29 protein-coding genes are annotated in these 24349 nt (G+C 64.3%); 15 read left to right on the plus strand and 14 right to left on the minus strand.

The features are described from left to right. Positions 1-41: 41 nt before the first annotated feature. The 5 genes from KBB36_RS12955 to KBB36_RS12975 form a co-directional block, all read right to left on the minus strand. The gene (locus KBB36_RS12955) at positions 42-788 is read right to left on the minus strand and encodes an SDR family oxidoreductase (RefSeq protein WP_290981361.1); all 747 of its coding nucleotides are present in this window, start codon (positions 786-788) and stop codon (positions 42-44) included. Positions 789-800: 12 nt separating this feature from the next. Further along, positions 801-1487 (minus strand): SDR family oxidoreductase, encoded by a 687-nt coding sequence (locus KBB36_RS12960; protein WP_290981364.1) that lies wholly within the window; start codon positions 1485-1487, stop codon positions 801-803. Between the two features lie 7 nt (positions 1488-1494). Next, a complete protein-coding gene (locus tag KBB36_RS12965; protein ID WP_290981367.1) occupies positions 1495-2457 on the minus strand; it encodes a hypothetical protein in 963 nt (320 codons plus the stop codon). Between the two features lie 226 nt (positions 2458-2683). Then, complete coding sequence (locus KBB36_RS12970) at positions 2684-3352, minus strand: class I SAM-dependent methyltransferase (RefSeq protein WP_290981370.1); 669 nt, start codon at positions 3350-3352, stop codon at positions 2684-2686. Positions 3353-3355: 3 nt separating this feature from the next. Next, positions 3356-3793 carry an Rrf2 family transcriptional regulator gene (locus tag KBB36_RS12975; RefSeq protein ID WP_290981373.1) on the minus strand — a complete coding sequence of 146 codons (438 nt, stop codon included), beginning with the start codon at positions 3791-3793 and terminating at the stop codon, positions 3356-3358. 106 nt (positions 3794-3899) lie between these two features. Here KBB36_RS12975 and KBB36_RS12980 point away from each other — a divergent pair, with 106 nt between their 5' ends. The 6 genes from KBB36_RS12980 to KBB36_RS13005 all read left to right on the plus strand — a co-directional run bounded on the left by KBB36_RS12980 (position 3900) and on the right by KBB36_RS13005 (position 7555). Beyond that, a complete protein-coding gene (locus tag KBB36_RS12980) occupies positions 3900-4241 on the plus strand; it encodes a metalloregulator ArsR/SmtB family transcription factor (RefSeq protein ID WP_290981376.1) in 342 nt (113 codons plus the stop codon). After that, entirely contained in the window at positions 4238-4903 is a 666-nt protein-coding gene (locus KBB36_RS12985) for a cation diffusion facilitator family transporter (RefSeq protein WP_290981378.1), read from the plus strand. Before KBB36_RS12980 ends, KBB36_RS12985 begins: the two co-directional genes overlap by 4 nt. A gap of 67 nt (positions 4904-4970) precedes the next feature. Then, the gene (locus KBB36_RS12990; RefSeq protein ID WP_290981381.1) at positions 4971-5165 is read left to right on the plus strand and encodes a hypothetical protein; all 195 of its coding nucleotides are present in this window, start codon (positions 4971-4973) and stop codon (positions 5163-5165) included. A 140-nt stretch (positions 5166-5305) separates the two neighbouring features. Beyond that, entirely contained in the window at positions 5306-6079 is a 774-nt protein-coding gene (locus tag KBB36_RS12995) for a TerC family protein (protein WP_290981384.1), read from the plus strand. Positions 6080-6163: 84 nt separating this feature from the next. Continuing rightward, entirely contained in the window at positions 6164-6646 is a 483-nt protein-coding gene (locus KBB36_RS13000) for a hypothetical protein (protein ID WP_290981387.1), read from the plus strand. A 21-nt stretch (positions 6647-6667) separates the two neighbouring features. Next, positions 6668-7555, plus strand: coding sequence for a DMT family transporter (locus KBB36_RS13005; RefSeq protein ID WP_290981390.1), 888 nt, complete (start codon positions 6668-6670; stop codon positions 7553-7555). Here KBB36_RS13005 and KBB36_RS13010 read toward each other — a convergent pair. Further along, positions 7548-8672 (minus strand): PQQ-dependent sugar dehydrogenase, encoded by a 1125-nt coding sequence (locus tag KBB36_RS13010; protein ID WP_290981392.1) that lies wholly within the window; start codon positions 8670-8672, stop codon positions 7548-7550. The genes KBB36_RS13005 and KBB36_RS13010 overlap by 8 nt on opposite strands. 67 nt (positions 8673-8739) lie before the next feature. On the opposite strand from KBB36_RS13010, the gene KBB36_RS13015 reads away from it, so the two are divergent. After that, positions 8740-9468, plus strand: a complete 729-nt coding sequence (locus KBB36_RS13015; protein WP_290981394.1) for a 2OG-Fe(II) oxygenase — start codon at positions 8740-8742, stop codon at positions 9466-9468. Here KBB36_RS13015 and dgt read toward each other — a convergent pair. Then, positions 9465-10745: a dGTP triphosphohydrolase gene (gene dgt / locus KBB36_RS13020; RefSeq protein WP_290981396.1), complete on the minus strand. Its 1281-nt coding sequence runs from the start codon at positions 10743-10745 to the stop codon at positions 9465-9467. The two genes, KBB36_RS13015 and dgt, sit on opposite strands and share 4 nt — an antisense overlap. 66 nt (positions 10746-10811) lie before the next feature. Here dgt and KBB36_RS13025 point away from each other — a divergent pair, with 66 nt between their 5' ends. The 5 genes from KBB36_RS13025 to KBB36_RS13045 are packed head-to-tail and all read left to right on the plus strand — an operon-like array spanning position 10812 to position 15779. Further along, positions 10812-11387 (plus strand): XRE family transcriptional regulator, encoded by a 576-nt coding sequence (locus KBB36_RS13025; RefSeq protein ID WP_290981397.1) that lies wholly within the window; start codon positions 10812-10814, stop codon positions 11385-11387. A gap of 7 nt (positions 11388-11394) precedes the next feature. Next, positions 11395-11886: a GNAT family N-acetyltransferase gene (locus KBB36_RS13030; protein WP_290981401.1), complete on the plus strand. Its 492-nt coding sequence runs from the start codon at positions 11395-11397 to the stop codon at positions 11884-11886. Continuing rightward, positions 11883-12401 carry a GNAT family N-acetyltransferase gene (locus tag KBB36_RS13035; protein WP_290981404.1) on the plus strand — a complete coding sequence of 173 codons (519 nt, stop codon included), beginning with the start codon at positions 11883-11885 and terminating at the stop codon, positions 12399-12401. Before KBB36_RS13030 ends, KBB36_RS13035 begins: the two co-directional genes overlap by 4 nt. An 18-nt stretch (positions 12402-12419) precedes the next feature. Further along, on the plus strand, positions 12420-14534 hold the full coding sequence (locus KBB36_RS13040) for an FUSC family membrane protein (protein ID WP_290981407.1): 2115 nt from the start codon (positions 12420-12422) through the stop codon (positions 14532-14534). A gap of 30 nt (positions 14535-14564) precedes the next feature. Beyond that, the gene (locus KBB36_RS13045) at positions 14565-15779 is read left to right on the plus strand and encodes an MFS transporter (RefSeq protein WP_290981409.1); all 1215 of its coding nucleotides are present in this window, start codon (positions 14565-14567) and stop codon (positions 15777-15779) included. A gap of 10 nt (positions 15780-15789) precedes the next feature. Here the strand turns inward: KBB36_RS13045 and KBB36_RS13050 are convergent, their stop codons facing one another. Together KBB36_RS13050 and KBB36_RS13055 are read right to left on the minus strand one after the other, a co-directional pair. Continuing rightward, positions 15790-17982: a xanthine dehydrogenase family protein molybdopterin-binding subunit gene (locus tag KBB36_RS13050; protein ID WP_290981412.1), complete on the minus strand. Its 2193-nt coding sequence runs from the start codon at positions 17980-17982 to the stop codon at positions 15790-15792. A 2-nt stretch (positions 17983-17984) separates the two neighbouring features. Next, positions 17985-18449: a (2Fe-2S)-binding protein gene (locus KBB36_RS13055; protein ID WP_366933191.1), complete on the minus strand. Its 465-nt coding sequence runs from the start codon at positions 18447-18449 to the stop codon at positions 17985-17987. A gap of 185 nt (positions 18450-18634) precedes the next feature. On the opposite strand from KBB36_RS13055, the gene KBB36_RS13060 reads away from it, so the two are divergent. Further along, the gene (locus KBB36_RS13060) at positions 18635-19051 is read left to right on the plus strand and encodes a helix-turn-helix domain-containing protein (protein WP_290981415.1); all 417 of its coding nucleotides are present in this window, start codon (positions 18635-18637) and stop codon (positions 19049-19051) included. A gap of 59 nt (positions 19052-19110) precedes the next feature. Here the strand turns inward: KBB36_RS13060 and efp are convergent, their stop codons facing one another. Further along, entirely contained in the window at positions 19111-19677 is a 567-nt protein-coding gene (gene efp, locus KBB36_RS13065) for an elongation factor P (protein ID WP_290981418.1), read from the minus strand. Between the two features lie 138 nt (positions 19678-19815). Between efp and epmA the strand changes: the two genes are divergently transcribed. Both epmA and KBB36_RS13075 read left to right on the plus strand, forming a co-directional pair. Continuing rightward, the gene (epmA, locus tag KBB36_RS13070) at positions 19816-20871 is read left to right on the plus strand and encodes an EF-P lysine aminoacylase EpmA (protein ID WP_290981421.1); all 1056 of its coding nucleotides are present in this window, start codon (positions 19816-19818) and stop codon (positions 20869-20871) included. Continuing rightward, positions 20871-21542, plus strand: a complete 672-nt coding sequence (locus KBB36_RS13075) for an extensin family protein (RefSeq protein ID WP_290981424.1) — start codon at positions 20871-20873, stop codon at positions 21540-21542. Before epmA ends, KBB36_RS13075 begins: the two co-directional genes overlap by 1 nt. Here KBB36_RS13075 and hpxZ read toward each other — a convergent pair. The 4 genes from hpxZ to KBB36_RS13095 all read right to left on the minus strand — a co-directional run. Then, positions 21539-21931, minus strand: coding sequence for an oxalurate catabolism protein HpxZ (gene hpxZ / locus KBB36_RS13080; RefSeq protein ID WP_290981427.1), 393 nt, complete (start codon positions 21929-21931; stop codon positions 21539-21541). The two genes, KBB36_RS13075 and hpxZ, sit on opposite strands and share 4 nt — an antisense overlap. After that, the gene (locus tag KBB36_RS13085) at positions 21928-23319 is read right to left on the minus strand and encodes an AtzE family amidohydrolase (protein ID WP_290981430.1); all 1392 of its coding nucleotides are present in this window, start codon (positions 23317-23319) and stop codon (positions 21928-21930) included. Before KBB36_RS13085 ends, hpxZ begins: the two co-directional genes overlap by 4 nt. A 10-nt stretch (positions 23320-23329) precedes the next feature. After that, positions 23330-23512 carry a DUF4089 domain-containing protein gene (locus KBB36_RS13090; RefSeq protein ID WP_290981433.1) on the minus strand — a complete coding sequence of 61 codons (183 nt, stop codon included), beginning with the start codon at positions 23510-23512 and terminating at the stop codon, positions 23330-23332. 1 nt (position 23513) lies between these two features. Then, positions 23514-24349: ABC transporter ATP-binding protein (locus KBB36_RS13095; protein ID WP_290981436.1), on the minus strand; the 836-nt coding region annotated here is incomplete at its 5' end.

Here is a 24349-nt window from a genome sequence, read left to right on the forward strand (position 1 = left end):
GTCCGCGCATGACGACTGGGTTGGTGGCGCGCACGCCGGTTTCAGCGCCCGCCGGCCACGTCCAGGATGGCGCCGGTGACATAGGAGGATTTGTCCTCCAAAAGCCAGATGATGGCTTCCGCCACTTCTTCGGCTGTGCCGGAACGGCCGAGCGGCACGGTTGGGCCAAGCCGCGCGGCACGATCAGGCTCGCCGGCCGAGGCATGGATATCGGTTTCGATGATGCCCGGGCGAATGGCGTTGACACGGATGCCTTCCGGGCCGAGTTCCTTGGCCAGGCCGAGGGTCAGCGTATCGATGGCTCCTTTGGAGGTGGCGTAATCCACAAACAGGTTGGGCGAGCCGAGCCGAGCCGCCGCCGAGGACAGATTGACGATGCCGCCGCCCTTGCCGCCACGGCTTTTTGCCATGCGGCGCGCCGCCTCGCGGGCACAGAGCACGGCGCCAAGCACGTTGGTATCAAATACCCGGCGCAGGCGTTCCAGCGGCATATCCACCAGATCTGCGGTGGGCGCCACCACACCGGCATTGTTGACCAGGCCATCAATGCGGCCAAAAGCCTTTTCGGTGGCATCAAAAATTGCCACCACATCGGCTTCCACGGCCACGTCACCCTTGACCGAAATCGCCTTGCCGCCAGCCGCCTTCACCGCTGCCACGGTTTCCAGCGCCGCCTTGGCATTGCTGGCATAATTGATCCCCATGGCCCAGCCGCGCTTGGCCGCCAGCAGGGCGACAGCGCGGCCGATGCCACGGCTGCCGCCGGTGATAACGATGGTCCTGCTCATGCTATGCTCCGCTTACCAGGCCAGTTCGGCGCCGTCATAATTGAAGAACTTGCCGCAATCGGCGGGGCCGGCGCGTTCGACTACCTGGGTCAACCCGGCAACACTTTCCTGCACCGAAATATCGGCGCCCGAGCCGCCCATATCGGTGCGCACCCAGCCCGGATGTGCCAGCAGCGAAATCACGCCCTGCGGCTTGAGATCCAGCGCCAGCGCATGCATGGCGGCATTCACGCCGGCCTTTGACGAGCGGTAGACATAATTGCCGCCGGCGGTGAGCGCAATCGAGCCCATGCGGCTGGAGATGGTGAGGATTTTGGCATTGCCGGCCAGTTTCAGGCTGGGCAGCAGCGCCAGCGCCACCTTCATCGGCGCCACCACATTGGTGGCCAGCACGCGGCGATAGGTGTCGAAATTGCTGATCGTCAACGTCCCATCGCGGTCGCCATAGATGCCGGCATTGTTGATCAGCAGGTCGATGGCATGGCCTTTGTATTTTGCCGCCACATCATCCACCGCCATATCGTCGGTCACATCCAGGCGCTCAACGGTCACCTTGTTTTCCGCCGCCAGGGCTGCCAACGCCGTGGCGGTGGCCGGGGCACGCACAGCGGCAATCACCTGCCAGCCCAGGCCGGCATAATGTTTGGCGAATTCGAGGCCGATGCCACGGCTGGCGCCGGTGAGAAACACGGTAGGCATGAGGGAGTTACTCCGCGAGAGGCTGAACGGAAACAGGGGCAGCGAGTTTCTTATATAACGGATAAAGCAGGCCGGGCAGCATGTACATCGGCAACTGGCCCATGGCGAAAAACACCACCATGTCGAATTCGGCACGATCAGCCAGCGCCACCATCACCAGGCCCATATTGCAATTGCCGGTGAGCAGGCCCAGCGTGGCCGCTGCCGGCCGGCCAAGGCGGAAAACCAGCCGCCCGGCGCCATAACCCAGTGCCTGCAAGGCCAGATTGGCGATGAAGGCGGCCAAAGTGGTGAGCGCAACATAGCCCGGATCGGCCAGCATCTTGTCGGTGACACCAGCCATGATCGCCACGGCAAACAGCACCAGCACCAGCACCGACACACCGTCCAGCAGCCGCGCATTGGCTGCCATCCAGCCCGGGCGGATCAGCTTGCGCAGCAACAGGGCGGCCAGGAAGGAACTGCCCACCAGCAGGGCGAGCCGGCCCATGAATTCCGGCAGCGACATTTCAATCTGGATGCCAAGCAGCAGCAAAGCCACCGGCGGCAGGGTGAGCGGCACCAGGGCCGTACCCAGCACGATGACAATCACCGCCAGCGCCGCATCCAGCCCCAGGATCAGCGAAATCGCCGCCGCCGAGACAATCGGCGGCGCCGCCGCCATCAGCACGATGGCTGCAGCCAGGGCCGGCGGCAGGCCAAAAGGCTTTAGCGCGCCCAGCATCAGCACCGGGCAGAGCAGCAGCAGGAAAGCCAGGATAGCCAGGATCAGCAAGGGCCGCCGGCCATAGGCTTTGAAAGCCTGCCAATCCAGCCGCATCAGCGCGATGGTGAGCGGGATCAGCAGCAGCGGCACAAAAAGCGGCCGCACCAGATTGGCCAGCCAGGGCAGGGCCAGCCCCACCAGCACACCGCCGAACATGAAGCGGGTGGCATGTTTGCCAACAAAACCGAGCAGCCCGCTCAGCATGACCAGGCGCAGCCGAAATAGGATAGAAACCGTGTTTCACACAAAACATAAAACGAACGATTTCCCGGCCAATACATGCAAGCTCTTGATTCTTATGGGGCGAAGCGAAAGGCCCAGGTGGCGAGATGGCAACCAGATCGTTTGTTCACGACCAAATTCAGCATAGCGCAGGAAATAGCCGGTGCAACAAGCTGGGCATGGCTGCGCCGGCTAGAGCGTTAGGCCATCATGCGGTGGCGACCCAGCCTCTGAATGAGAATGCGGCATAAAACAGCGCGACATCGGAAAAACCGGCCTTGCGGATAAGCGTTTCGTCATCAGTGACAGACAGAATCGGCAAACGGCCGGCCATTGCGGCAACAGCCGGCGCGGCAGCAACTGCCGCGTCATTCGCGAAGGCTGCCGATCGCGATAGCCAGAGTGTGAGATCGCCGCCCGGTGGGCAGCTATGATGCGCAACCACCAGCTTTGCGCCTGGCCGCAGGCGTTGGTGGATTTGCCGCATTGTGTGCAGCCTTTCGTCGGGCGCAAGAAAGTGCAGCGTGAGCAGGCAGGTGGCGCCATCAAACGGCCCGGGTGGCGCAGTGTCGATATAGCCTTGCTGCAACGTGACCTGCTGTTGCAACGGGCCGAGGGCGCGGCTTGCCAAATCCAGCATGGCCGCCGAAGGATCAATGCCCAGCAACTGCCAATGCGGCTGAGCCTCAGCAAACAGTTTCAGTTCAAGGCCCCCGCCAGCACCAAGCACCAGGATATTTGCCGTTTCCGGAGCCTGTTCGGCCAAAAGCAGCATCGCCATACGCTGCATGTCGGCCAGTCCCGGCACTTTGCGGGGCGTGCTCTCGGCATAATTGGCCACCATGGTCGGATTACTGAAGGCTTCCAGCGGCCGCATCACTTAAGCCGAGGCGCGCGCGGCTTGGCGCATCTGGACCTCGCCGCTCAGCGTTGCCAGCGAAACTTCGCCGAAGCGGCGCAGCAGCAAAGCTTCTGCTTCCGCAAATGTTTCCCCCAACACGGCATTAACGGCTTGCTCGACCAGGCAGCCGGGTGACTCGCTGCGATGGCCCATGGTCAGCAAGTCGGGGCTGTCGAGCGCCAGGTAGATGTCGCGGAGCGTAAGCTGGTGCAGGTCGCAAGCAATGCTCCAGCCGCCGCCATGGCCCTTTTCGGACCTGACAAAACCACGATCCCGCAAGCCAGCCATCAGCCGGCGGACCACAACCGGATTGGTGCCCATGACTTTTGCCAAGGCGTCGGAGGTATGCGGGCCGGGCTGCATGGCCATATGCAGCAGGACATGCAGCAAACCGGATAAACGGCCATCTCGTTTCATGTAACTTTATATGTTACATGATTAGTCGACTGGCAAGCCCTGCTGGCTGAACTGATCCAAAAAAAACTCTGGACAAATCAATTTCATCATTTAAATTATTGTTTAAATGATGAAACAAACTCCCTCCGCCATCTCTCCCGCCCCGGCCGAACCCGGCCCGGATGTTGGCCAGCTTGCCGATATCTTTCACCTGCTCGGCGATATGTCGCGGCTGAAATTGCTGCTGGCCTGCCTGGAGCAATCCTGGCCGGCCACCGAACTGGCGGCGCATTGCGGCGTCTCGCCGCAAGCCGCCAGCCATCATTTGCGGCTGTTGAAGGCGGCCCGGTTGCTGCGCGCCGAGCGCCAGGGCCGCCAGATCGTCTACACGGCAGCCGATGAGCATGTGCGCCACATGCTGAAAGACATGATCGAGCATCTTGCCGAAGAGAAAGCAGGCCAGCCATGAGCGCCAGTTGCGGCCATCACCACAACCATGAGCATGAGCATGAGCATGGGCATGGGCATGACCACGGCCACGGACATGATCACGGCGCCGGCGCCCCACGCCGCGCATTGTTGATCGCGCTGGGCCTCAATGCCGGCATGTTCGCCATTGAAATCGGCGCCGGCATTGCCGCGGAATCCACCGCTTTGCTGGCCGATTCGCTGGACTTTCTGGGCGATGCAGCTAATTACGGCATCAGCCTGATGGTGCTGACCCTCAGCCTGACCTGGCGCGCCCGCGCCGCCCAGCTCAAGGCGCTGTCGATGGGCCTGTTCGGCTTTTGGCTGCTTGGCACCATCCTGTGGCACCTGCTGCATAATACCAGCCCGGAACCCGGCACCATGGGCGCAGTCGGCCTGCTGGCGCTGCTGGCTAACCTGGCCACCGCCTGGGTGCTGTTTGCGCATCGTGACGGCGACAGCAACATGCAAGCCGTATGGCTCTGCACCCGGAATGACGCCATCGGCAATATCGCGGTGCTGGGGGCCGCCGCCGGCGTGTGGCTGACCGGCGGGCAGAACTGGCCTGATCTGCTGGTGGCCGGCTTCATGGCACTGCTGGCGCTGCAATCAGCCTGGCGCGTGCTGCGGCTGGCCAATGCCGAACTCAAAACCGTGACGTGAGTCACTGTCAGTGCCATTCGCGCCGGTTTTGCTTGCAGGCCGGCGCGCCTGGCGGCAAAATATTGCCATGAGCAGCATCTCAGCCATCGGTGGCTCCGCCGCCTACAGCCCCGCCCCGGCCGCAGGCCAGGGTATCGGCACCACACCCAGCGCCGCCCAGGCCCAGGCCGTGGCCAATCTGGCGCAGATTTCTGCCGCCCTCACCCAGTCGCTCGGCGCCCTTGCCAGCGGCCTCGGCGGCAGCGTGGATATCTCGGCTTAACCATCCGCTTGCAATTCGGCGGCGGCGGCTTATCCTGTCGCCACGTCCGGGCCCCTCTGGTCGCCGCGCGGGAGCGGTGACGATGTCGGACGCTAGGCACGACCTAGGGCCCTGATACTCCCGCCTGGACTCCGTTTCCCATGGATTTTTCCATTTTCCTGCAGCCCGCCGCGCTGATCAGCCTGGCCGGCCTGATCGCGCTTGAACTTGTTCTGGCGGTCGACAACCTGATCTTCATCACCATCGTCACCAACCGCCTGCCTGAAGCGCAGCAGCCCAGCGCGCGGCGCTGGGGCCTCACCCTGGCCGTGGTCACCCGCCTGATGCTGCTGTTCTCGGCGGCCTGGATCATCACGCTGACCGCGCCCTGGTTCACGATTTTCGGCGAGGAGATTTCCGGCCGCGACCTGATCCTGCTTGGCGGCGGCCTGTTCCTGATCTGGAAAGCGACCATGGAAATCCATGAGCGCGTCACCCCAGCCGCCGAGGACGACTTGGATGGCCATGGCAAGAAACAGATCAAGGCAATGCCGCGCTTCTGGCCGGTGATAGGCCAGATCATGATCCTGGACGTGGTGTTTTCGCTGGATAGCGTAATCACCGCCATCGGCCTCACCCGCCATCTGGAAATCATGGTTGTGGCGGTGCTGGTCTCGGTCGCCATCATGATCATTGCCGCCGAGCCGCTGGCGCGCTTTGTCAACCGCAACCCCAATGTGGTGATGCTGGCGCTGTCATTCCTGGTGATGATCGGCATGGCGCTGGTGGCCGAGGGCCTCGACTTCGAGGTACCCAAAGCAATCATCTACGCCGCCATGGGCTTCTCGGTCGGTGTTGAGGCGCTCAACATGCTGTCGCGGCGCGCCCAGCTCAGCCGGCCGTTCCGCGACATCCGCAAGCCTGACGAAGGCTGAGCCGGATCAGGCTTTCCCGACCGGCTCTTGCAGCCGGCCGGGAAAGCCGTACATTATACGCAATCATCCAGCCGGAGGCTGATCATGCTGCGCCGTCATTTCCTGTCCAGCTTCAGTGTTGCCGCCGCTGCCGGTGGCCTGGTTGCCCTGCCGGTGCAGGCGATGTCGCTGGAGCCGGCGCCATCGCATCTGCGCCTTGGCGTGCCGGATATGGCCGGGGCGCTGGATTGGAGCCTGCTGGCCCAGGCCGGCGAAACCCGCTTCCGCGATGGCGAGATCAGCCGCTTCCCGGCGGCCCTGCGCGCGCTGCACGGCCAGGATGTGCTGCTGGGCGGCTACATGATGCCGTTCAGCGATGCCGCCCGGCACCAGCAATTCCTGCTCGGCGGCCTGCAATTTCATTGCGCGAGCTGCCTGAGCAATGACCTGACCCGCGTTGTTGCGGTGCGTGCCGCCGAAGCCGTGACGCGCAGCGAGACGCCGCTGATGGTGCGTGGCCGGCTCAGCCTGATCGAAGAGCAGCAATCGCCGCTCTTTTATCGCCTCGACGACGCCCGCGCCGCCTGAGCCTTTCCGCACGTAAAATCCATGTCTGACCGAACCCGGCTGCGCGCCACCCTGATTGGCGCCTGCGCCATCCTGCTCTGGGCGGCGCTTGCCTTGCTCACCACCTTCACCGGGCCGGTGCCGCCGTTGCAGCTGACCGGCATGACCTTCACCCTGGCTGCCCTGCTGGCGCTGGGCACCTGGATGGCGCGGGGCGAAAACCCGCTGCACCACCTGCGCCTGCCGCTGGCAGCCTGGGGCTTGGGCATCTTTGGTCTGTTCGGCTATCACGCGCTGTATTTTGTGGCGCTGAAATTCGCCCCGCCGGTGGAAGCCAGCCTGATCAACTATCTCTGGCCTTTGCTGATCGTTGCCTTCTCGGCGCTGCTGCCCGGCGAAAGGCTGCGCTGGTTTCATGCTGCCGGCGTGTTGCTCGGCCTGGGCGGCACAATGGTGCTGTTTCTGGGCAAGGAAATCGCCTTCGATCCGGCGCATCTGCCCGGCTTCGCCGCCGCCTTTGCCTGTGCCTTCACTTGGTCGATCTATTCCGTGCTGAGCCGCCGGCTGCCCGATGTGCCGACCGATTCCATCGGCGGCTTCTGCGCCGTGGCCGCCCTGCTGGCCTGGCTCGGCCATGGCCTGTTTGAAACCACGTTTTGGCCGCAGCAGCCCGGCGAATGGCTTGCCATCCTGGCGCTTGGCCTCGGCCCGGCCGGCGGTGCGTTTTTCCTCTGGGATATCGGCATGAAACGCGGCGATATCCGCGCCCTTGGCAGCATGGCCTATGCCGCGCCGCTGCTTTCCACCCTGCTGCTGCTGCTCTTCGGCAAAGGCGATTTCACCTGGCAGGTGATGGTAGCCTGCCTGCTGATTGTTGCCGGCGCGGTGCTCGGCGCCGGCGACCTGCGGCGCCAGAAACCGGCTAGTTAACCGGCTCCAAGCGCAGGATGCGGCCTTCCGGATTGTCGGTGGCCAGATAGATCAGGCCATCCGGCCCCACCCGCACATCGCGGATATTCTCGCCCACCGGCTTCAGCATCGCCTCGTCACGCACAAAGCGCGTGCCATCCAGTTCCACCCGGTAGAGGCTGCGGAATTTCAGCGAACCTGCAAACAGATTGCCGCGCCAGGCGGGGAATTTGTCGCCGCTATAAAACGCCATGCCGGCCGGGGCGATGGAGGGGGTCCAATGCAATACCGGCTGCTCCAGCCCGTCGCGGGCGCTGCCGATGCCGATCTTGGCGCCGCTGTAATCCACACCATGGGTGATGATCGGCCAGCCGTAATTGCGCCCGGGCAGCGGCAGGTTCACCTCATCGCCACCCTGCGCGCCATGTTCATGCAGCCAGATCGCGCCGGTTTCCGGATGCCGGGTCAGGCCCTGAATGTTGCGATGGCCGAGCGAGAAGATCTCCGGCATGAAGCCGGCCTGGCCGATGAAGGGATTATCCTGCGGCACACGGCCATCGGCATGCAGCCGCAACAGCTTGCCCAAATGGTTGCCGGGATTCTGCGCCTCGTCGCGCCGGTAGCGTTCGCCCAGGCCGATGAACAGGAAGCCGGCGCGGTCAAAAGCCAGGCGCGAACCGAAATGCAGGCCACCGGACAGTTTCGGCTGCTGGCGGAACAGCACCTGCACATCGCTCAGGCCCGCCACCCCCACGGCGGTCTCATTCAGGCGGCCACGCGCCACGGCGGTGCCGGCACCGCCCGCACCGGGTTCGGCATAGCTGAAATAGACCCATTGATTAGCGGCGAAATCCGGATCGAGCGCCAGATCAAGCAGGCCGCCCTGGCCATTGTCATATACCGCCGGCAGGCCGGCCAGCGGCGGCGACAGCGCGCCATTGGCAACGATGCGCAGGCGACCCGGCCGTTCGCTGACCAGCAGGCGACCATCGGGCAGGAAGGCAATCGCCCAGGGCATTTCCAGGCCACGCGCCACCGTCACCACCCGCACCGGACCTTTATCGGTCGGGATCACCTGGGCCATGGCCGGCACGACGAGCAACAGGGCAAGGCAGCAAAGGACGAGCAGGCGTGGCATGATCCCTCCAGGGCAAAACGCAAGAAACGGGAAGCAGGGCCGGGCAACAGCCATTATGCAGGTAGATATGACCGAAGCGACCATATTCCAGCCGATCCAGTTCAACACCGCGTCAATCGACTGGGCCGCCATACAGGCCGCGCTATTCAGCAAAGGCGTGGCCCGCCTGCCCGGCCTCGCCACGCCGGCGGCCTGCACCGCGCTGCAGGCGCTTTATGCGGAGGACGCATTGTTCCGCAAGCGCATCGTGATGGCGCGGCATAATTTCGGCCAGGGTGACTATGCCTATTTCGCCGCACCCTTGCCGGCGCCGTTGCAGGATTTGCGCAGCCGGCTTTATGCCGGGCTGGCGCCGATTGCCAACCGCATGATGGCGGCTCTGGGGCGCGACACGGCCTATCCCGCAAGCTTGGCCGACTTCACGGCACGGTGCCATGCCGCCGGCCAGAGCAAGCCAACACCGCTGATGCTGCATTATCGCAGCGGCGATTATAACCGGCTGCATCAGGATCTGTATGGCGAGACGGTGTTTCCGCTACAGGCGGTGCTGATGCTGTCCTGCCCCGGCACGGATTTCACCGGCGGCGAATTTCTGCTGGTGGAGAACCGCCCGCGCCAGCAAAGCATCGGCCGGGTGTTCAATCCGGCGCAGGGCGAGATGCTGATCTTCCCGGTCAATGACCGCCCGGTGCCGGCGGCGCGCGGCTGGATGCGTGCCAGTTTGCGCCATGGAGTCAGTCTGGTACAAAGCGGCGAACGCTACACGCTCGGCATCATCCTGCATGATGCGGCTTAGATTTTGATCTCGCGTAATTGCTGCTGCATGTCCATGGCGTAGCGGTCGGTCATGCCGGAGATATAGTCGGTGACCGCCAGCAGCCGCTGATAGCGCGGCGCGGCGCGATCATAATGCGGCACCAGATCCAGCAGCCGTTCGGCAGTGACATGCCCTGCCCGGGCATTCAGCGCACCAACAAACAGATCAAGCAGGCGCTGGATCACCGCGATGCCTTCCAGTTCCTTGGTCACCGTCCGCTCCCAGCGATAAACCCGCGCCATTGCCAGATTTTTCAGCTTGCGCACCTGTTCGCCATGCGGGGTCACATCAGCCAGGGATTTTTCCGGCGCTTGCGCCACAAAGGCCGCGCAACAGGCATCGATCAGGCTGCCGATGGTGCGCGAGCGCAGGGTGGAGAGTTTTTCATCGGCGCTACGGGCCAGATAGCGCGAACCGAGATCGGCGCCAATGATCGGCTTAAAAAGCTCTTCCGCCTCGCTGAAACCGATACGGCCCAGCTTCACGCCATCCTCCACATCGATCACGCTGTAGCAGATATCGTCGGCCGCCTCGACCAGATAGGCCAGCGGGTGGCGCTGCCAGGCCTGCGCTGCATCCGGCTGCGGCGCCAGTTTCAGCCGCGCCGCCAGCTCGGCAAACAGCGCCGCTTCGGCCTGCATGAAACCATGTTTCTTACGCCCGACATAGCTTGCCGCCCGGCCCTGCGCGGCAGCGGCGCCGCTGGGATATTTGGTGAAGGCGCCGAGCGTGGCATCCATCAGCCGCATGCCGCCCTCGTTGCGATCCATCTGCAATCGGGTGAGAATCCGGAAGCCCTGGGCATTGCCTTCAAAGCGCAGGAAATCGGCCTGTTCCGCATCGGTGAGATCATCGCCGAATGCCATGTCGGCATGTTCGGCAAACCATTGCTGCATCGCCTGCTCGCCGGTATGGCCAAAAGGCGGATTGCCGATATCATGCGCCAGGCAGGCCGCCGCGACGATATCGCCCAGATCGGCGGCGATATGCCTGCGTTCGGTTTGCCCCAATTCCAGCAGCCGCCGCGCCACCTGGCCGCCCAGCGAGCGGCCGACGGATGCCACTTCCATCGAATGGGTCAGCCGGGTGCGGACAAAATCGGTATGCGGCAACGGATGCACCTGGGTCTTGTTTTGCAGCCTGCGGAAGGCCGAGGAAAACACGATGCGGTCGGCATCCTGCTGAAACGCGCTGCGGCCATCGTTGGGCACATTGCGGCGCGGCGGGCAGCTATCCAGGGTTTCAATCCAGTTCATGACTGGATTCCTAGCAGCTTTTCCCGGGCTTGCGCATCGAATTCCAATATAGTAGATATTATTCCAATGAGTGACATGGACGATATCGAGGCCCGCATTGCCGGCCGTCTGAAAGCCCGGCGCGAGGCGCTGGGCCTGACGCTGGAGCAATTGGCCGAGCGTTCCGGGGTCAGCCGGGCGATGATTTCCCGCGTTGAGCGCCGCGAATCAAGCCCGACCGCCGCTTTGCTCGGCCGGCTTTGCGCCGGGCTGGACACCACACTCTCCGCCCTGATGAGCGGCATCGAGGGCGGCGGCCAGGCCAGTTTGCTGGCAGCGGCGGCGCAGCCTTTCTGGCGCGATCCGGCCACCGGCTTCGAACGCCGCGCGGTCAGCCCCGGCGGCACGGCTTCGCGGGTGGAGATAGTGCTGGGCATGCTGCCGCCGGGCGCGCGGATCGATTATCCGCCGCTGCAAACTGCGCATTACGACCAGCATATTCTGGGCCAGGAAGGCCTGCTGCGTTTTACCTTAGGCGAACAGCTATTCGATATCGGCCCCGGCGATTGCCTGTTCACCACGCTGGGCCAGCCGCACAGCTTTCACAATCCGGGCAGCAAGCCGGCGCGCTACCTGGTGATTATCGCCAAACCAAGCAATTGAGGCTGCCATGATCTCGATCCGCGATGCCACCCTGGCCGACATGGCGGCGATCCTGCCGATCTACAATGATGCCGTGACCAACACCACGGCGGTGTTCGACTATGCGCCGCGCAGCCTGGAGGCACAGCAGGCCTGGTTTGCCGCCAAGCAGGAGCAGAGCCTGCCGGTATTGCTGGCGGCGGACGGCGACGACGTGCTGGGCTTTGCCAGTTTTGGCCCCTTCCGACCCTGGCCGGCCTATCGCCACACGGTGGAGAATGCCATCTATATCGCGCCCGCGCGGCGCGGCCAGGGCATTGGCAAATTACTGCTGCCGGCCTTGTTTGAGCGCGGCCGGGCACAGCAGGCGCATGTGATGATCGCCGGCATCACCGCCGATAATGCCGCCAGCCTGCGCCTGCATGCAGGCCTGGGCTTCACCGAAGCCGGCCGGCTGCATGAAGTTGGCTGGAAGTTTGAACGCTGGCTCGATCTGGTTTTCCTGGAGAAAAGGCTGTGATCCGGCAACTGGATGCCGCCGCGATGCAGGCCGCCCTGCCCGATCTGGCGGAAATCCTGCGTGATTGCGTGGCCGGCGGCGCCAGTGTGAATTTCCTGCTGCCCTACAGCGCCGAGGATGCCGCGCAATTCTGGCGCAAGGCCATCATGGCGGCGACACGGCAGGAACTGCTCTGCTTCGGCGCCTTCGATGCAACAGGGCAACTCAGCGGTGTGGTTTTGCTGGGGCTGGATACGCCGCCCAACCAGCCGCATCGTGGTGAGGTGCGCAAGATGCTGGTGCATCGTCGCGCCCGGCGCCAGGGCCTGGCGCGCGCCCTGATGCTGGCGCTGGAAGCCGAGGCGGCACGGCTGGACCGGCGCCTGCTGGTGCTGGATACCAATCAGGGCAGCGATGCCGAACCGCTCTATCAAAGCCTGGGCTATACCTGCTTCGGCGTGGTGCCGGGCTATTCGATCCCACCCGATGGCAGCGCGCCAACGGCTTGCGCCTTCTACTACAAATTTTTGCCCTGACCGGGCTATAATCGGGCCATGCGGCCCCTGTTCAGCCTGACATCCCTTGCGCTGCCGCAGCAGCAATCGCTCAGTGGCGCCACGGCGGCGCTGGGCGTGGCGCTGGTGGCGCTCGGCTTTGGCGCGGCAGCCGGCTTTGCCAGTGCTGCCGCAGCCGCGGTGGGCGCGATTTGCGTTTCCATCGTTGATACCCCGAGCCCGCCGAGCCACAAACGGCGCGGCCTGGCGTTGGCGCTGATCTTCTGCTCGGCCATCACCTGGGTAACCGGCCTGGCGGCACCCTATCCTTGGCTGCTGGCACCGCTGCTGGTGCTGATCAGTTTCGGCGCTGCCATGGTGACGGCGCATGGCAAGGCGGCGCTGGCGCTATCGGCAGCCTTGATCCTGGCTGCCATCTTCACCCTGGGCGCCGAATTGCATGGCGTGGCCAGGGTTGAACATCACAGCCAGCTTTTTGCCCTCGGCGGCCTGGCCTATCTGGTTTACGGCGTGGCCATGGCCAGCCTGCTGGAACGCCAGCATAAACGCATTGCCCTGGCTGGCGCCTTGCGCGGCTTTGCCGCCTATACCCGCGAAAAGGCCGCCCTGTATGACCCGGCGGAAAAGCTGGATGCTGCCTATGACCGGCTGATCGAGCAGCAGGTGACGCTGATGGAGCGGGTGGAGGCAGCGCGCAACCTGCTGCTGCGCCATCTCGACGACCCGGCCGAGCGCCGCCTGGCCGCCGGACTGGTGGCTTTGCTGGATAGTTTTGAGACCGTGCTATCGAGCCAGATCGATTACGGCCTGCTGCATCGCCAATATGGTGATCGTGGCACGCCGCTGCCGGCCTTGCGCGATATTGTGCTGCGCCTGGCCGACCGGCTGGACATGCTGGCCGACGAGATTGCCGGCGGCGCGCGCTGCCCGGCATTGGATGCGCTTGCCACGGATTTGCAGCGCCTGCGCGACAAATCCGCCGCCCTGCTGGCCGCCGGCGATGCGGGTGAAGCCGGCGCGCTGGAATTACGCGCCGCCTTCACCCGCATCGGCAATGCCATCCAGGCGGTGCAGCGGCAGCAGGCCGTGGCGCGCGGCGATGCTGCCGCCGAGGCCATGTTGCAGGCGGTGCGGGTGGAGGATTTCCTGCCCGCCCGGCCCTATGGCCTGCGCACCATGGCGCGGCATCTGCGGCGTTCCTCGCCGATCTTGCGCTATGCCCTGCGTTTTTCGGCTGCGATCCTGTGCGGCTATATTGTCAGCCTGCTGCTGCAACCCTGGTTCAGCCATGGCAGCTGGATCATGCTGACCGTGGCAGTGATCATGCGCGCCAGCTATAGCGCCACACGCCAGCGCCAGAAGGACCGCCTGATCGGCAACCTGATCGGCTGCGTGCTGGCGGCGCTGGCTTTGCACTGGCTCAGCGATGGCTGGCTGCTGGCGCTGGCCTGCCTCAGCATCGGCCTGTCGCATGCCTATGCCCCGGTGCGCTATATCGTCACCTCGATTTCCGCCGCCGTGATGGCATTGCTGATGATGCATTTCATCAATCCCAGTTCCGGCAGCCTGTTGCTGGAACGGCTGGTGGATACCGGCCTGGGGGCGCTGATCGCCTGGGGTTTCAGCCATATCCTGCCCAATTGGGAGCGCCAGGGCCTGCCCGGCCGGCGCGCCGCCCTGCTGCGGGCTTTGCGCAAATATGCCCGTCAGGCGCTGAAGCTCAATCCGCCCGATCAAACCTATCGCCTGGCGCGCAAGGCGCTGTTCGATGCCATTGCCGACCTGGCCGGGGCGCTGAACCGCCTGCCGCAGGAGCCGGGCGCCGCCGCAGCCGACCTGCCGCGCCGGCATCGTTTTCTGGCGCTCAGCTATCGCCTGATGTCGCATCTGGCGGCATTGCATATCGTGCTGCGCATGCGCGGCCGCGAACTGGACCCGCATCTGCTGGAACGGCTGCTGGCGGCGCATCGCCAGCGCCTGGTGGATATCCTGGGTGCGCCGCCGCGTATGGATACCGATCCGGTGCCGGCGCCGCCCCAAACGGCCGAACTGGGCGAAGCACCGCTACTGCTGGTATTGGCCCGCCGGCTAAACCAGGCCGAGGCGATGGCGCGCGAAATTCGCCAATTGGAGGCGCCGGAACCGGTGCCTTGAGCGCCGGCTTGCGGCAATATGCACGCAATCATGCCTGCCCTCGCCCCTGAGACTCCCGCCCCGCCTGCTGCGTCCGTATCCAAATTCAGCCCCGGCTTTCGTGTCGGGCTGTTTTTTGTTGCGCTCTTCGCCGTGCCCGGCGTGCATCTGCCATTCTGGGCGGTGTGGCTGCAAAGCCGTGGCCTGGACCCGACGCAAATCTCCATCATGCTGTCCAGCGCCATCCTGCTGCGCCTGGTGGCGGCACCGCTGGCGGCGCATATCGTGGATAAAAGCGGCGAGCGGCGCCGCGCCATCCAGCTTTGCAGCTGGGCCAGCCTGGTGGTTTTTGCCGGCTTTGCCTGGGCCGACGGCTTCGCCGCCTTGCTGCTGGTGGGCATTGTGCATGCCCTGGTCTGGGCGCCGATTGCGCCTTTGACCGAAAACCTGGCGGTGCTGACGGCGGCGCGCCATGGCACACAATACGGCCGCATGCGGCTATGGGGTTCCCTGAGCTTTCTGGTTTGCGCCTATCTGGCCGGGCTGCTGCTGAAAGGCCGCGACGATGCCTGGATTTTCTGGATCATCCTGGCGCTGATGCTGCCGATTGTGGTGTGCAGCCATCTGCTGCCGGATATCCGGCTGCCGCTCGACCGGCCGCGCGCCGGGGCGCCGGCCCTGCGGCTGTTGCGCAACAGCGATTTCCGCATCTTTCTGGCCACCAATGCCTGCCTGCAAGCCACCCATGCCGCCTTCTACACTTTCGGCACGCTGCATTGGCGCCAGATCGGCCTGAGCGACGCCCAGATCGGCCTGCTCTGGGCCGAAGGCGTGTTGATGGAAGTGATCCTGTTCGCGGTTGGCCAGCGGGTTGGCCTCAAGCTGGGCGGCGTGGGGCTGCTGTTTTGCGCCGTGGCCGGCGGCGTGATCCGCTGGTGCCTGCAAGGTGTGCTCACCGACATGACCAGCGTGGCCTTGCTGCAAGTGCTGCATGCCGCCACTTTCGGCGCCGCGCATCTCGGCGCCATGCGGCTGATGGCCGATCATTGCGACCCGGCCGCCTCGGCCACGGCGCAAACGCTGTATGGCGCCGGCAATGCCATGCTGCTGGCCAGCGCCACCATGCTGGTGGGGCCGCTTTATGCCCTCGGCCTGCCCGGCCTGGGCGGCGGCTGGATCTATCCCGCCATGCTGCCGCTCACCCTGCTGGGCGGCGGCGGCGCCTGGCTACTCTGGCGCCGCCGCAACCAACTGAGTTTTGCCTAAGTCGACTTGCCTAAGCCGATTTGATCGTGGCCGGCAGCGGCAGGGCGCGGAAACGCTGGCCGGTGGCCGCCATCAGCGCATTGGCCACCGCCGGGGCGAGCGGCGGCAGGCCGGGTTCGCCGATGCCGGTGGGCTTTTCAGTGGAAGGCACGATATGCACTTCCACCTTGGGCATCTGGTCGATGCGCAGCACTTCGTAATCATGGAAGTTGGATTGCTGCACCTCGCCGCCCGCAAGCGTGATGGCGCCGGAGAGTGCGGCGGCCAGGCCATAGCCGATGCCGCCCTCCACCTGGGCGCGGATGATTTCCGGATTGATCGGCCGGCCACAATCCACCGCCGCCACCACACGCTCAACCCGCCAGGAGCCATCCGGCTTGAGCGAGATTTCCGCCACTTCAGCAACATAGGAACTGAAGCTTTCATGCACCGCGATGCCACGCGCCCAGCCCTTGGGCAAGGGCTTGCCCCAGCCGGCCTTTTCCGCCGCCAGGTTGAGCACACCCAGATGGCGCGGATGTTTGGCCAGCAGCTTGCGCCGCAGGGCCAGCGGGTCTTGCCCCGCCGCCGCCGCGATCTCATCAAGGAAAACCTCGGTGGCGAAAGCGGTATGGGTCGAGCCGACCGAGCGCCACCACAATACCGGCACGCCGGCCTTGGTGGTGTGCAGTTCCACGCCCAGATTGGGGATGGCATAGGGCAGGTTGGCGGCACCTTCCACTGAAGTGGCGTCAACACCATCCTTCACCATCACCGGCTCAAACGGCGTGCCGGCGATGATCGACTGGCCGACAATACGATGCCGCCAGCCAACCAGCTCACCCTTGGCATCCAGCGCGGCGGCCAAAGCATGGTGATAGAGCGGGCGGTAGAAGCCGCCACGGATATCGTCCTCGCGGGTCCACATCACCTTCACCGGCGGCTTGCCGGCGCCAAATGCCTTGGCCACCTGCACCGCCTCGGTGACATAATCGGATTGTGTATTGGCGCGGCGGCCGAAGCTGCCACCGGCATAGAGCGTGTTGATGCTGACCTGCTCCGGCTTGAAGCCGAGCACATGCGCGGCATTGGCCTGATCGACGGTCTGGAACTGGTCGCCGGCCCAAATTTCGCAGGCATCGCTGCCCAGCCGCACCACACAATCCAGCGGCTCCATCGGCGCATGGGCCAGATAGGGGAAGTCATAACTGGCTTCCACCAGCTTCGCCGCCTGGCCGAGAGCGGCGGCGGCATCGCCCTCGCGCCGCGCCGGCAGGCCGGGCTGCTTGGCCAGGTCACGATAAGCGGCGAGCAGTTCATCCGAGCCACGGCTTTCAGCCCCGCTCAGATCCCATTCCACCTGCAATGCCTCGCGGCCCTTGCTGGCTGCCCAGAAACCCTTGGCGATCACCGCCACGCCGGTTGGCACCTGCACCACATCCACCACACCCGGCACGGCCTTGGCGGCGCTGGCATCCAGGCTTTTCACCTTGCCGCCGAAACGCGGCGGCCGCGCCACCAGGGCGGTGAGCAGGCCGGGCAGTTTCACATCAATGGTGAACTGCGCCGTGCCATCGGCTTTGCTGCGCGCATCCAGGCGCGGTGCCTGCTTGCCGATCAGGCTGAAGCGCGCCGGATCTTTCAGCGCCACATTGGCTGGCGGGGTCTGGCGCGCGGCGCGCTCGGCCATCTCGCCGAAGCCCGCCTTGCGGCCCGAGCCGGCATGTGACAGCACACCCTTGGCAACGGTGATCTCCGCCGCCGGCACCTTCCAGGCTTCGGCCGCCGCCTGCACCAGCATGGCACGCGCGGTGGCGCCGGCCTGGCGCAACTGATCATAGGAATTGGCCATCGCGGTGGAACCGCCGGTGCCCTGCATGCCGAAAGCCAGATTGGCATAAAGCTTGGCATCGGCCGGAGCACCCGTGGCGCGCACCTTGCTCCAATCGGCATCCAGCTCCTCGGCCAGGATGGTGGCCAGGCCGGTATAGCTGCCCTGGCCCATTTCCAGATGTTTGGCATAGACGGTGACAATGCCATCCGGCGCAATACGTACGAAGGCATTCAGTGCCGCCGGCGCCTTGGCACTGGCTGCAAAGGCCTTGCCGGCGGGGGCAAACTGGAAGCCCACCACCAGGCCGGCAGCAGCGGCGGCGCTGCCTTGCAGGAAGCGGCGGCGCGAGGTTTGGATGGTTTGGCTTTGGATCGGTTTCTGCATGGTCATGCTCAAGCCCTCACGCTCTTGGCGGCATCATGGATGGCGGCGCGGATCCGCACATAGGTGGCGCAGCGGCAGATATTGCCACGCATCGCCTCGTCGATATCGGCATCGCTCGGCTTCTGGTTGGCGCTGAGCAGGGCCACCGCCGACATCACCTGGCCGGATTGGCAATAACCGCATTGCGCCACTTCATGCTTCACCCAGGCGGTTTGCACCGCCTGCGCCACCTTGCCCTTGATGCCTTCAATCGTGGTGACCTTCTGGCCGGCGATGCTGCCCACCGGCACCGAGCAGGCGCGCACCGGCTCGTTATCCACATGCATGGTGCAGGCGCCGCATTGCGCCATGCCGCAGCCGAATTTGCTGCCGGTCAGGCCAACCTCGTCGCGCACCGCCCAGAGCAGGGGCATGTCGGGGTCGATATCGAGGCTGACCGGTTTGCCGTTCAGGGTGAATGTGACGGGCATCATGTCTCTCCGCTTTGGGGCTGGCGCGCGGCACCTGGCGGCGCACAACGCTTTGGTGGAAATAGGCCGTCATGCTAAAATGCTCAAGAAGGCACCAATAAGTTCCATAGTCACCGGGCGGAGACCGTCATGTTTCACGGCGGTTTTTGCGCGTGGCGATGGCACCACCCCAGCCCAAGGAGCCGCCCATGCTTGCCCCAAATCCCGATAAACCGGCTTTGCCACCGATTGCCTGCGCCGATTGCGACGACCCGCGCGTGGAAGAACTGGTGCGCGACCTGCTGACCCGGCTGGCGGATCGCTGGACCCTGCTGACCATTGAACATCTGGCCACCGGGCCGATGCGATTTTCACGTTTGCGCGAACGCTTGCCCGGGGTGAGCCAGAAGATGCTGACCCAAACCCTGCGCCAGCTTGAACGCGACGGCGTGCTGACCCGCCATGTGCATCCTGTCGTGCCGCCGCATGTGGAATATCGCCTCACACCGCTGGGCGAGAGCCTGGGCGAAGCCATCTGCGGCCTGTGGCAATGGGTGATGGCGCATGGCGATGCCATGGAGGCCGCCCGCCAGGCTTTTGACCAACGCCTGCGCGAGACGGTTTAGAAACAAAAAAAAAGCCCGCCGGTTTGGCGGGCTTTTCGCTTGCTGCCTGAAAGCGCAGCTCAATCCTTGGCACGTTCCATATAGGCGTTTTCCGCCACATTGATAACGATGCGGGTGCCAACACCAACGAAGGGCGGCACCATGATGCGCACGCCGTTGGACAGGATCGCCGGCTTGTAGGAGGAAGCCGCAGTCTGGCCCTTCACCGCTGGCTCGGTATCGGCAATATCCAGGATCACGGTTTGCGGCATTTCCACGCTGACCGCCTTGCCGTCATACAGCGCGATATCCACCTTCATGCCATCCTGCAAATAGACGGCGCTATCGCCCACCACGTCGCGCGGCACCGGCAGCTGTTCGTAATTCTCCACATCCATGAAGGTGAGCGTGTCGCCTTCGGCAAACAGGAAGGTGAATTCGCGGTTCTCGATGAACACACGCTCGACCGATTCAGTGGTGCGGTAACGCTCGCTGATCTTCAGGCCGGTGGCGAGATCGCGCAGATCAAGCTGGGTCACCGGCGTACCCTTGCCGGGCTGGATATTCTGCGCCGTCATCACGGCGTAAAGCTTGTTATTGATCTCGACCACGTTGCCCTTGCGCAACTGGTTGGCATTGACCTTCATGGCACTTCCTTCGAAGTCAAAAAAATGGGGGCTTCCAGAATCGAAAAAACGGGCCGCTATACGGCCCGCTTGCGAAAAAGCCGGGCGGAAACTATCAGGTCATATAAGGTGAAACAACCCGATTCGGGGCCGGAATTCATGCGCAAAACAGGAACGGAATGGTGGCGGCCGGGGCTTTATGCCCGCCGGCGGCCCAATCTGTTGCGCCGCGCCGCCTGCCTGGCGGCGATCCGGGGCTATTTTGCCGGCGCCGGATTCGTGGAAGTGGAAACCCCGGCATTGCAGGTTTCGCCCGGGCTGGAGCCGCATCTGAAGGCCTTTGCCACGGAACTGGAACGGCCTGATGGCGGCCGGCAGGCGCTGTATCTGCATACCTCGCCCGAATTTGCCATGAAGAAACTGCTGGTGGCCGGCGAGGAAAAGCTGTTCCAGCTGGCCCAGGTATTCCGCAATGGCGAACGCGCCGCCCTGCATCATCCGGCTTTCCTGATGCTGGAATGGTATCGCGCCGGCGTGGATTACCGCCGGATCATGGCTGATTGCGAGGCGTTGCTACGCGCCGTTGCCGCCGGTTGCGGCGAAAGCCGGCTGCGCTGGCACGGCCAGCAGGCCGATATCACTGCGCCCTGGCAGTATCTCAGCGTGGCGGAAGCCTGCCGGCTTTATGCCGGTATCGATCTGGAAGCCTGCATTGGTGCTGATCCGCTGCATCCAGACTTGGCGGCGATGCGCAAAGCCTGCGCCGCGATCGGCCTGCGGGTTGATGAAGGCGATGGCTGGGACGACCTCTATTTCCGCCTCGCGCTGGAGCGGATTGAACCCCGGCTTGGCCTCGGCGCGCCGACAATCCTGTATGATTATCCGATTCATATGGCGGCACTGAGCCGGCCCAAGCCGGGCCAGCCGCGCCTGGCCGAGCGTTTTGAGCTTTATGCCTGCGGCGTGGAGCTGGCCAATGCGTTTTCCGAACTGACCGATGCCGCCGAACAGGCACGGCGCTTTGCCGCCGACATGGCGCTGAAACGCACCCTCTACGGTTACGATTACCCGGTGGATGGCGATTTCATCGCCGCGCTGGAACATGGCCTGCCGGATTGCGCCGGCATCGCGCTGGGCGTGGATCGCCTGGTGCTGCTGCTTTGCGGTGCCGACCGCATTGAGGAGGTATTGTGGTTGCCGGTTGCCGACGCCTAGTGGCACTGCTTGTTGTTGGCCTGCTGGCTGCTTGCGCCCAGCCACCCCGCCTGCCGCCCGCGAAGTTGCCGCCGGCACCCCAGCCAGTGGTGGTGCCGGTGCCGCCGCCGGGCCTGAAACTGTGGCCAAACCGCGATGCCATCCAATCCGCCTGCCTGAACGACCTGGAAGCATTGGGGGCGCAATTTGAACTGGTGGGCCAGGCCGAACCGGGGCGCGGCGGCTGCACGCTGGTGAATGGCGTGAAACTGCTCCGCACCAGCCTGGAACTGCCGCGCCCGGTGGAACTGACCTGCCCGATGGCGCTGCGGCTGATGGAATTTGAGCGTGATGTGCTGAAGCCGGCCGCCTTGCAGCATTTCGGCAAGCCGCTGCGCCGGCTGAACCATGCCGGCGGCTTCACCTGCAAGCGCATGACCGGCAATGGCAGCCGGGTATCCGAACATGGCCATGGCCGCGCCATCGATATCTGGGGTTTCAGCCTGCTGGACGAAACCACCATCTCGATCGACCGGCAATGGCGCGCACGTGATCGCTTCGGCGATTATCTGCGCGAAGTGGCGCGGCGTAGCTGCGATTATTTCTCGGTGGTATTGACGCCAAACAGCGACGCCGCCCATGCCAAGCATTTCCACTGGGATATCGGCCAGTGGAAACGCTGCGGGCTTTAGGCTTTCGGCGCTTCCAGCAGGCTGACATGGGCCGCCACGATGCGCCAGCCATCGGCTGTGCGCATCCAGGTGTGACTCTGGCGGCCACTGCGTGGGCTGTTCTCGCGCTGGAATTCAGTATTGGCAGTGCCGAAATCACGACCGTAAGTGGTGATCACCGTATTGTAGATGCTGCGCGCCAGCCCCACCGCCGGCCGCGCCGAGCGAAAGGCGGCAATGGCGTCATAGCCGTTCAGATTTTCGGTGACGCCATAGCGCAGGGTATGCGGGCTGTGCCAGAACAGCTCATCCAGCACGGCCACGTCGTTGCTCACCAGCGCCGCTTCATAGCGCATGAAGGCGGCAGTCACTTCCGCCACAATTTCGGGGATGTTGATTTCCAGGGTCATACTGCCACCTTCGCACTGACGATACCGATCTTCTCCAACTGCCGCGCCACGCGCAAGGCCAGATCCTCGCGCCATGGCGCGGCGATCACCTGCACGCCGATCGGCAATGGCGCCGCCTCGGCATAAGGCACCGCCACCACCGGCAGGCCGGCAAACGAGATCGGCTGGGTGAACAGGCCAAGATTGGCCCGCACCGGCAATTCAACCCCATCCAGCACCATCATCTTCTGCCCGAGCCGCGGCGCCGAACAGGGCGTAGCCGGCGCCAGCAGGATATCCACCTCCTGGAACAGTTCCAGCAGCCGGGCGTGATACCAGCGCCGGAAACGCTGCGCCTGCACATACCAATCACCGGGCAGCAGGCTGCCGGCAATGAAGCGGTCGCGCGTATCGGGATCAAAATCCTGCGGCCGCTGGCGCAGGCGCTGGCGGTGCAGATTGGCGCCTTCGGTAGCGGTGATGACATAGGCTGCCGAGCGGCCACGGCCGGCTTCAGGCACCTCCACCACGCGGCTGGTGCCGAGCGCCTTGGCAATGGCGGCCACGGCAGCATGGGCATAAGCCTCGCCGCCCTTGGCGAAATAACCGCCGGCAATGGCAATGCGCAGGCCGTCAATGCCGCCTTCAAGCTTTGGCACCACTGGTTCCAACGGGCGCTGGGCACAAGCCGGATCGCCGGCATCCGGCCCCTGCATGGCATCGTAGCTCAACGCCAGATCGGTAACCGAGCGCGCCATCGGGCCGAGATGATCCAGGCTGGCGACAAACGGAAAACTGCCATGGCGCGACAGACGGCCGAATGTCGGCTTCAGACCGAACAGGCCGCAGAGTGACGACGGCACCCGGATCGAGCCATTGGTATCCGAACCGAGGCTGAGCGGCACCATGCCGGCCGCCACCGCCGTGCCCGAGCCGCCCGACGACCCGCCCGACATGTGTTCCGGATCGTGCGGATTGCGCGAGGCGCCGTAATGGCAATTCTCGCCGGTGAAGTCGTAGGCATATTCGCCCATATTCAAGCCGCCAAGCAGCACTGCGCCGGCCGCCTCCAGGCGCTGGATCAGCGTGGCATCGGCAGCGCTGGGCGCCAGATCACGATTGATTTTCGAACCGGCCAGGGTTGGCAGCCCGGCAATATCGAACAGATTCTTGACCGCGAAGGGCACGCCGGCCAATGGCCCGATCTTGTCGCCGCGCGCTACGGCGGCATCGATGGCAGCGGCGCGGCTGCGGGCGCGTTCGGCGGTGATGCTGGTGAAGGCATTGAGATGGGGATTGCTGGCCGCAACGCGGTCCAGCGCCATCTCGGTAACTTCAGCGGCCTTGAGCTTGCCATCGGTGACGGCAACGGCGATCTCGGCCGCCTTGCTGGTGAAATCGATTGTCATGCTGGGTGGCTCAAGGTTTGAAGGTGGATGCCGGCTCAACATCATCGGGCAGCGGGAAATCCAGGAAGACCCGCGCAATCGCCGCCGAGCGTTGCAGATTGTCGATCACGCCCGGCAGATAGGCCGGATCAATCTTCATCCCGGCCAACGCCGTAGCCTGGGCGATATAGGTTTCGGCATCAAATTCAGACATGTCAGGCCACCTCGCGCATTAGATCAGGGCGCAACAGATCAGGATCGGGCTGGGCCAGATGGCAGGCCGCCTGGTGCTGTGGTGCCATCGGGCGCAATTGTGGCATTGCCGTCTCGCAGGCCGCCTCGCCCTTCGGGCAGCGGCCATAGAACCGGCAGACATTGGGCGAGGGATCAACCGGGCTGCGCGGTTCGCCGCCCAGCCGCACCCGGGTGGATTCTACGCCCGGTTCAAAATGCGGAATCGCCGAGAGCAAAGCCTGGGTATAGGGATGCCGGGGCTGGCGGAACACTGCCTCGGCCGGGCCGATCTCAACGATCTTGCCAAGATACATCACCATCACCCGGTCGCAGAGCAGCCGCACCACGTTGAGATCGTGGCTGACAAACAGATAGCTCATGCCGAGCCGCTGCTTGAGGCTTTCCAGCAATTGCAGGATCACCACCTGCACCGACACATCAAGCGCCGCCGTTGGCTCATCCAGGATCAGCAATTCCGGATCAACCGCGATGGCGCGGGCAATGCCGACGCGGGCTTTCTGGCCGCCGGAAAGTTGATGCGGGAAACGGCTCAGCAAAGCCTGTGGCAAGCCGCAGAGATCGGCCAGTTCCTCCACCCGCGCCTTGAGCTTGTCTTTCGGCAGCGGTTTCAGGCGATGGATCGGATCGGCGATGGCGTCAAACGCGGTGTAGCGCGGATTGAGGCTGTCGGTGGCATCCTGAAACACCATCTGGATACGCGGGCGATACGGACTGGAGCCGAAGCCCTTGGCCGGCATATGACCAATTTCCTCGCCATTTAGCCGGATGCTGCCATCGCTGGGATCAAGCAGCCGGG

The sequence above is a fragment of the Ferrovibrio sp. genome (genome assembly GCF_017994015.1).
Lineage (GTDB): Bacteria > Pseudomonadota > Alphaproteobacteria > Ferrovibrionales > Ferrovibrionaceae > Ferrovibrio.

Coding starts and splice junctions, on each gene's coding strand:
- KBB36_RS12955 (WP_290981361.1), bottom strand. CDS start 788: ATGAGCAGGACCATCGTTATCACCGGCGGCAGCCGTGGCATCGGCCGC.
- KBB36_RS12960 (WP_290981364.1), bottom strand. CDS start 1,487: ATGCCTACCGTGTTTCTCACCGGCGCCAGCCGTGGCATCGGCCTCGAA.
- KBB36_RS12965 (WP_290981367.1), bottom strand. CDS start 2,457: ATGCTGAGCGGGCTGCTCGGTTTTGTTGGCAAACATGCCACCCGCTTC.
- KBB36_RS12970 (WP_290981370.1), bottom strand. CDS start 3,352: ATGCGGCCGCTGGAAGCCTTCAGTAATCCGACCATGGTGGCCAATTAT.
- KBB36_RS12975 (WP_290981373.1), bottom strand. CDS start 3,793: ATGAAACGAGATGGCCGTTTATCCGGTTTGCTGCATGTCCTGCTGCAT.
- KBB36_RS12980 (WP_290981376.1), top strand. CDS start 3,900: ATGATGAAACAAACTCCCTCCGCCATCTCTCCCGCCCCGGCCGAACCC.
- KBB36_RS12985 (WP_290981378.1), top strand. CDS start 4,238: ATGAGCGCCAGTTGCGGCCATCACCACAACCATGAGCATGAGCATGAG.
- KBB36_RS12990 (WP_290981381.1), top strand. CDS start 4,971: ATGAGCAGCATCTCAGCCATCGGTGGCTCCGCCGCCTACAGCCCCGCC.
- KBB36_RS12995 (WP_290981384.1), top strand. CDS start 5,306: ATGGATTTTTCCATTTTCCTGCAGCCCGCCGCGCTGATCAGCCTGGCC.
- KBB36_RS13000 (WP_290981387.1), top strand. CDS start 6,164: ATGCTGCGCCGTCATTTCCTGTCCAGCTTCAGTGTTGCCGCCGCTGCC.
- KBB36_RS13005 (WP_290981390.1), top strand. CDS start 6,668: ATGTCTGACCGAACCCGGCTGCGCGCCACCCTGATTGGCGCCTGCGCC.
- KBB36_RS13010 (WP_290981392.1), bottom strand. CDS start 8,672: ATGCCACGCCTGCTCGTCCTTTGCTGCCTTGCCCTGTTGCTCGTCGTG.
- KBB36_RS13015 (WP_290981394.1), top strand. CDS start 8,740: ATGACCGAAGCGACCATATTCCAGCCGATCCAGTTCAACACCGCGTCA.
- dgt (WP_290981396.1), bottom strand. CDS start 10,745: ATGAACTGGATTGAAACCCTGGATAGCTGCCCGCCGCGCCGCAATGTG.
- KBB36_RS13025 (WP_290981397.1), top strand. CDS start 10,812: ATGAGTGACATGGACGATATCGAGGCCCGCATTGCCGGCCGTCTGAAA.
- KBB36_RS13030 (WP_290981401.1), top strand. CDS start 11,395: ATGATCTCGATCCGCGATGCCACCCTGGCCGACATGGCGGCGATCCTG.
- KBB36_RS13040 (WP_290981407.1), top strand. CDS start 12,420: ATGCGGCCCCTGTTCAGCCTGACATCCCTTGCGCTGCCGCAGCAGCAA.
- KBB36_RS13045 (WP_290981409.1), top strand. CDS start 14,565: ATGCCTGCCCTCGCCCCTGAGACTCCCGCCCCGCCTGCTGCGTCCGTA.
- KBB36_RS13050 (WP_290981412.1), bottom strand. CDS start 17,982: ATGACCATGCAGAAACCGATCCAAAGCCAAACCATCCAAACCTCGCGC.
- KBB36_RS13055 (WP_366933191.1), bottom strand. CDS start 18,449: ATGATGCCCGTCACATTCACCCTGAACGGCAAACCGGTCAGCCTCGAT.
- KBB36_RS13060 (WP_290981415.1), top strand. CDS start 18,635: ATGCTTGCCCCAAATCCCGATAAACCGGCTTTGCCACCGATTGCCTGC.
- efp (WP_290981418.1), bottom strand. CDS start 19,677: ATGAAGGTCAATGCCAACCAGTTGCGCAAGGGCAACGTGGTCGAGATC.
- epmA (WP_290981421.1), top strand. CDS start 19,816: ATGCGCAAAACAGGAACGGAATGGTGGCGGCCGGGGCTTTATGCCCGC.
- hpxZ (WP_290981427.1), bottom strand. CDS start 21,931: ATGACCCTGGAAATCAACATCCCCGAAATTGTGGCGGAAGTGACTGCC.
- KBB36_RS13085 (WP_290981430.1), bottom strand. CDS start 23,319: ATGACAATCGATTTCACCAGCAAGGCGGCCGAGATCGCCGTTGCCGTC.
- KBB36_RS13090 (WP_290981433.1), bottom strand. CDS start 23,512: ATGTCTGAATTTGATGCCGAAACCTATATCGCCCAGGCTACGGCGTTG.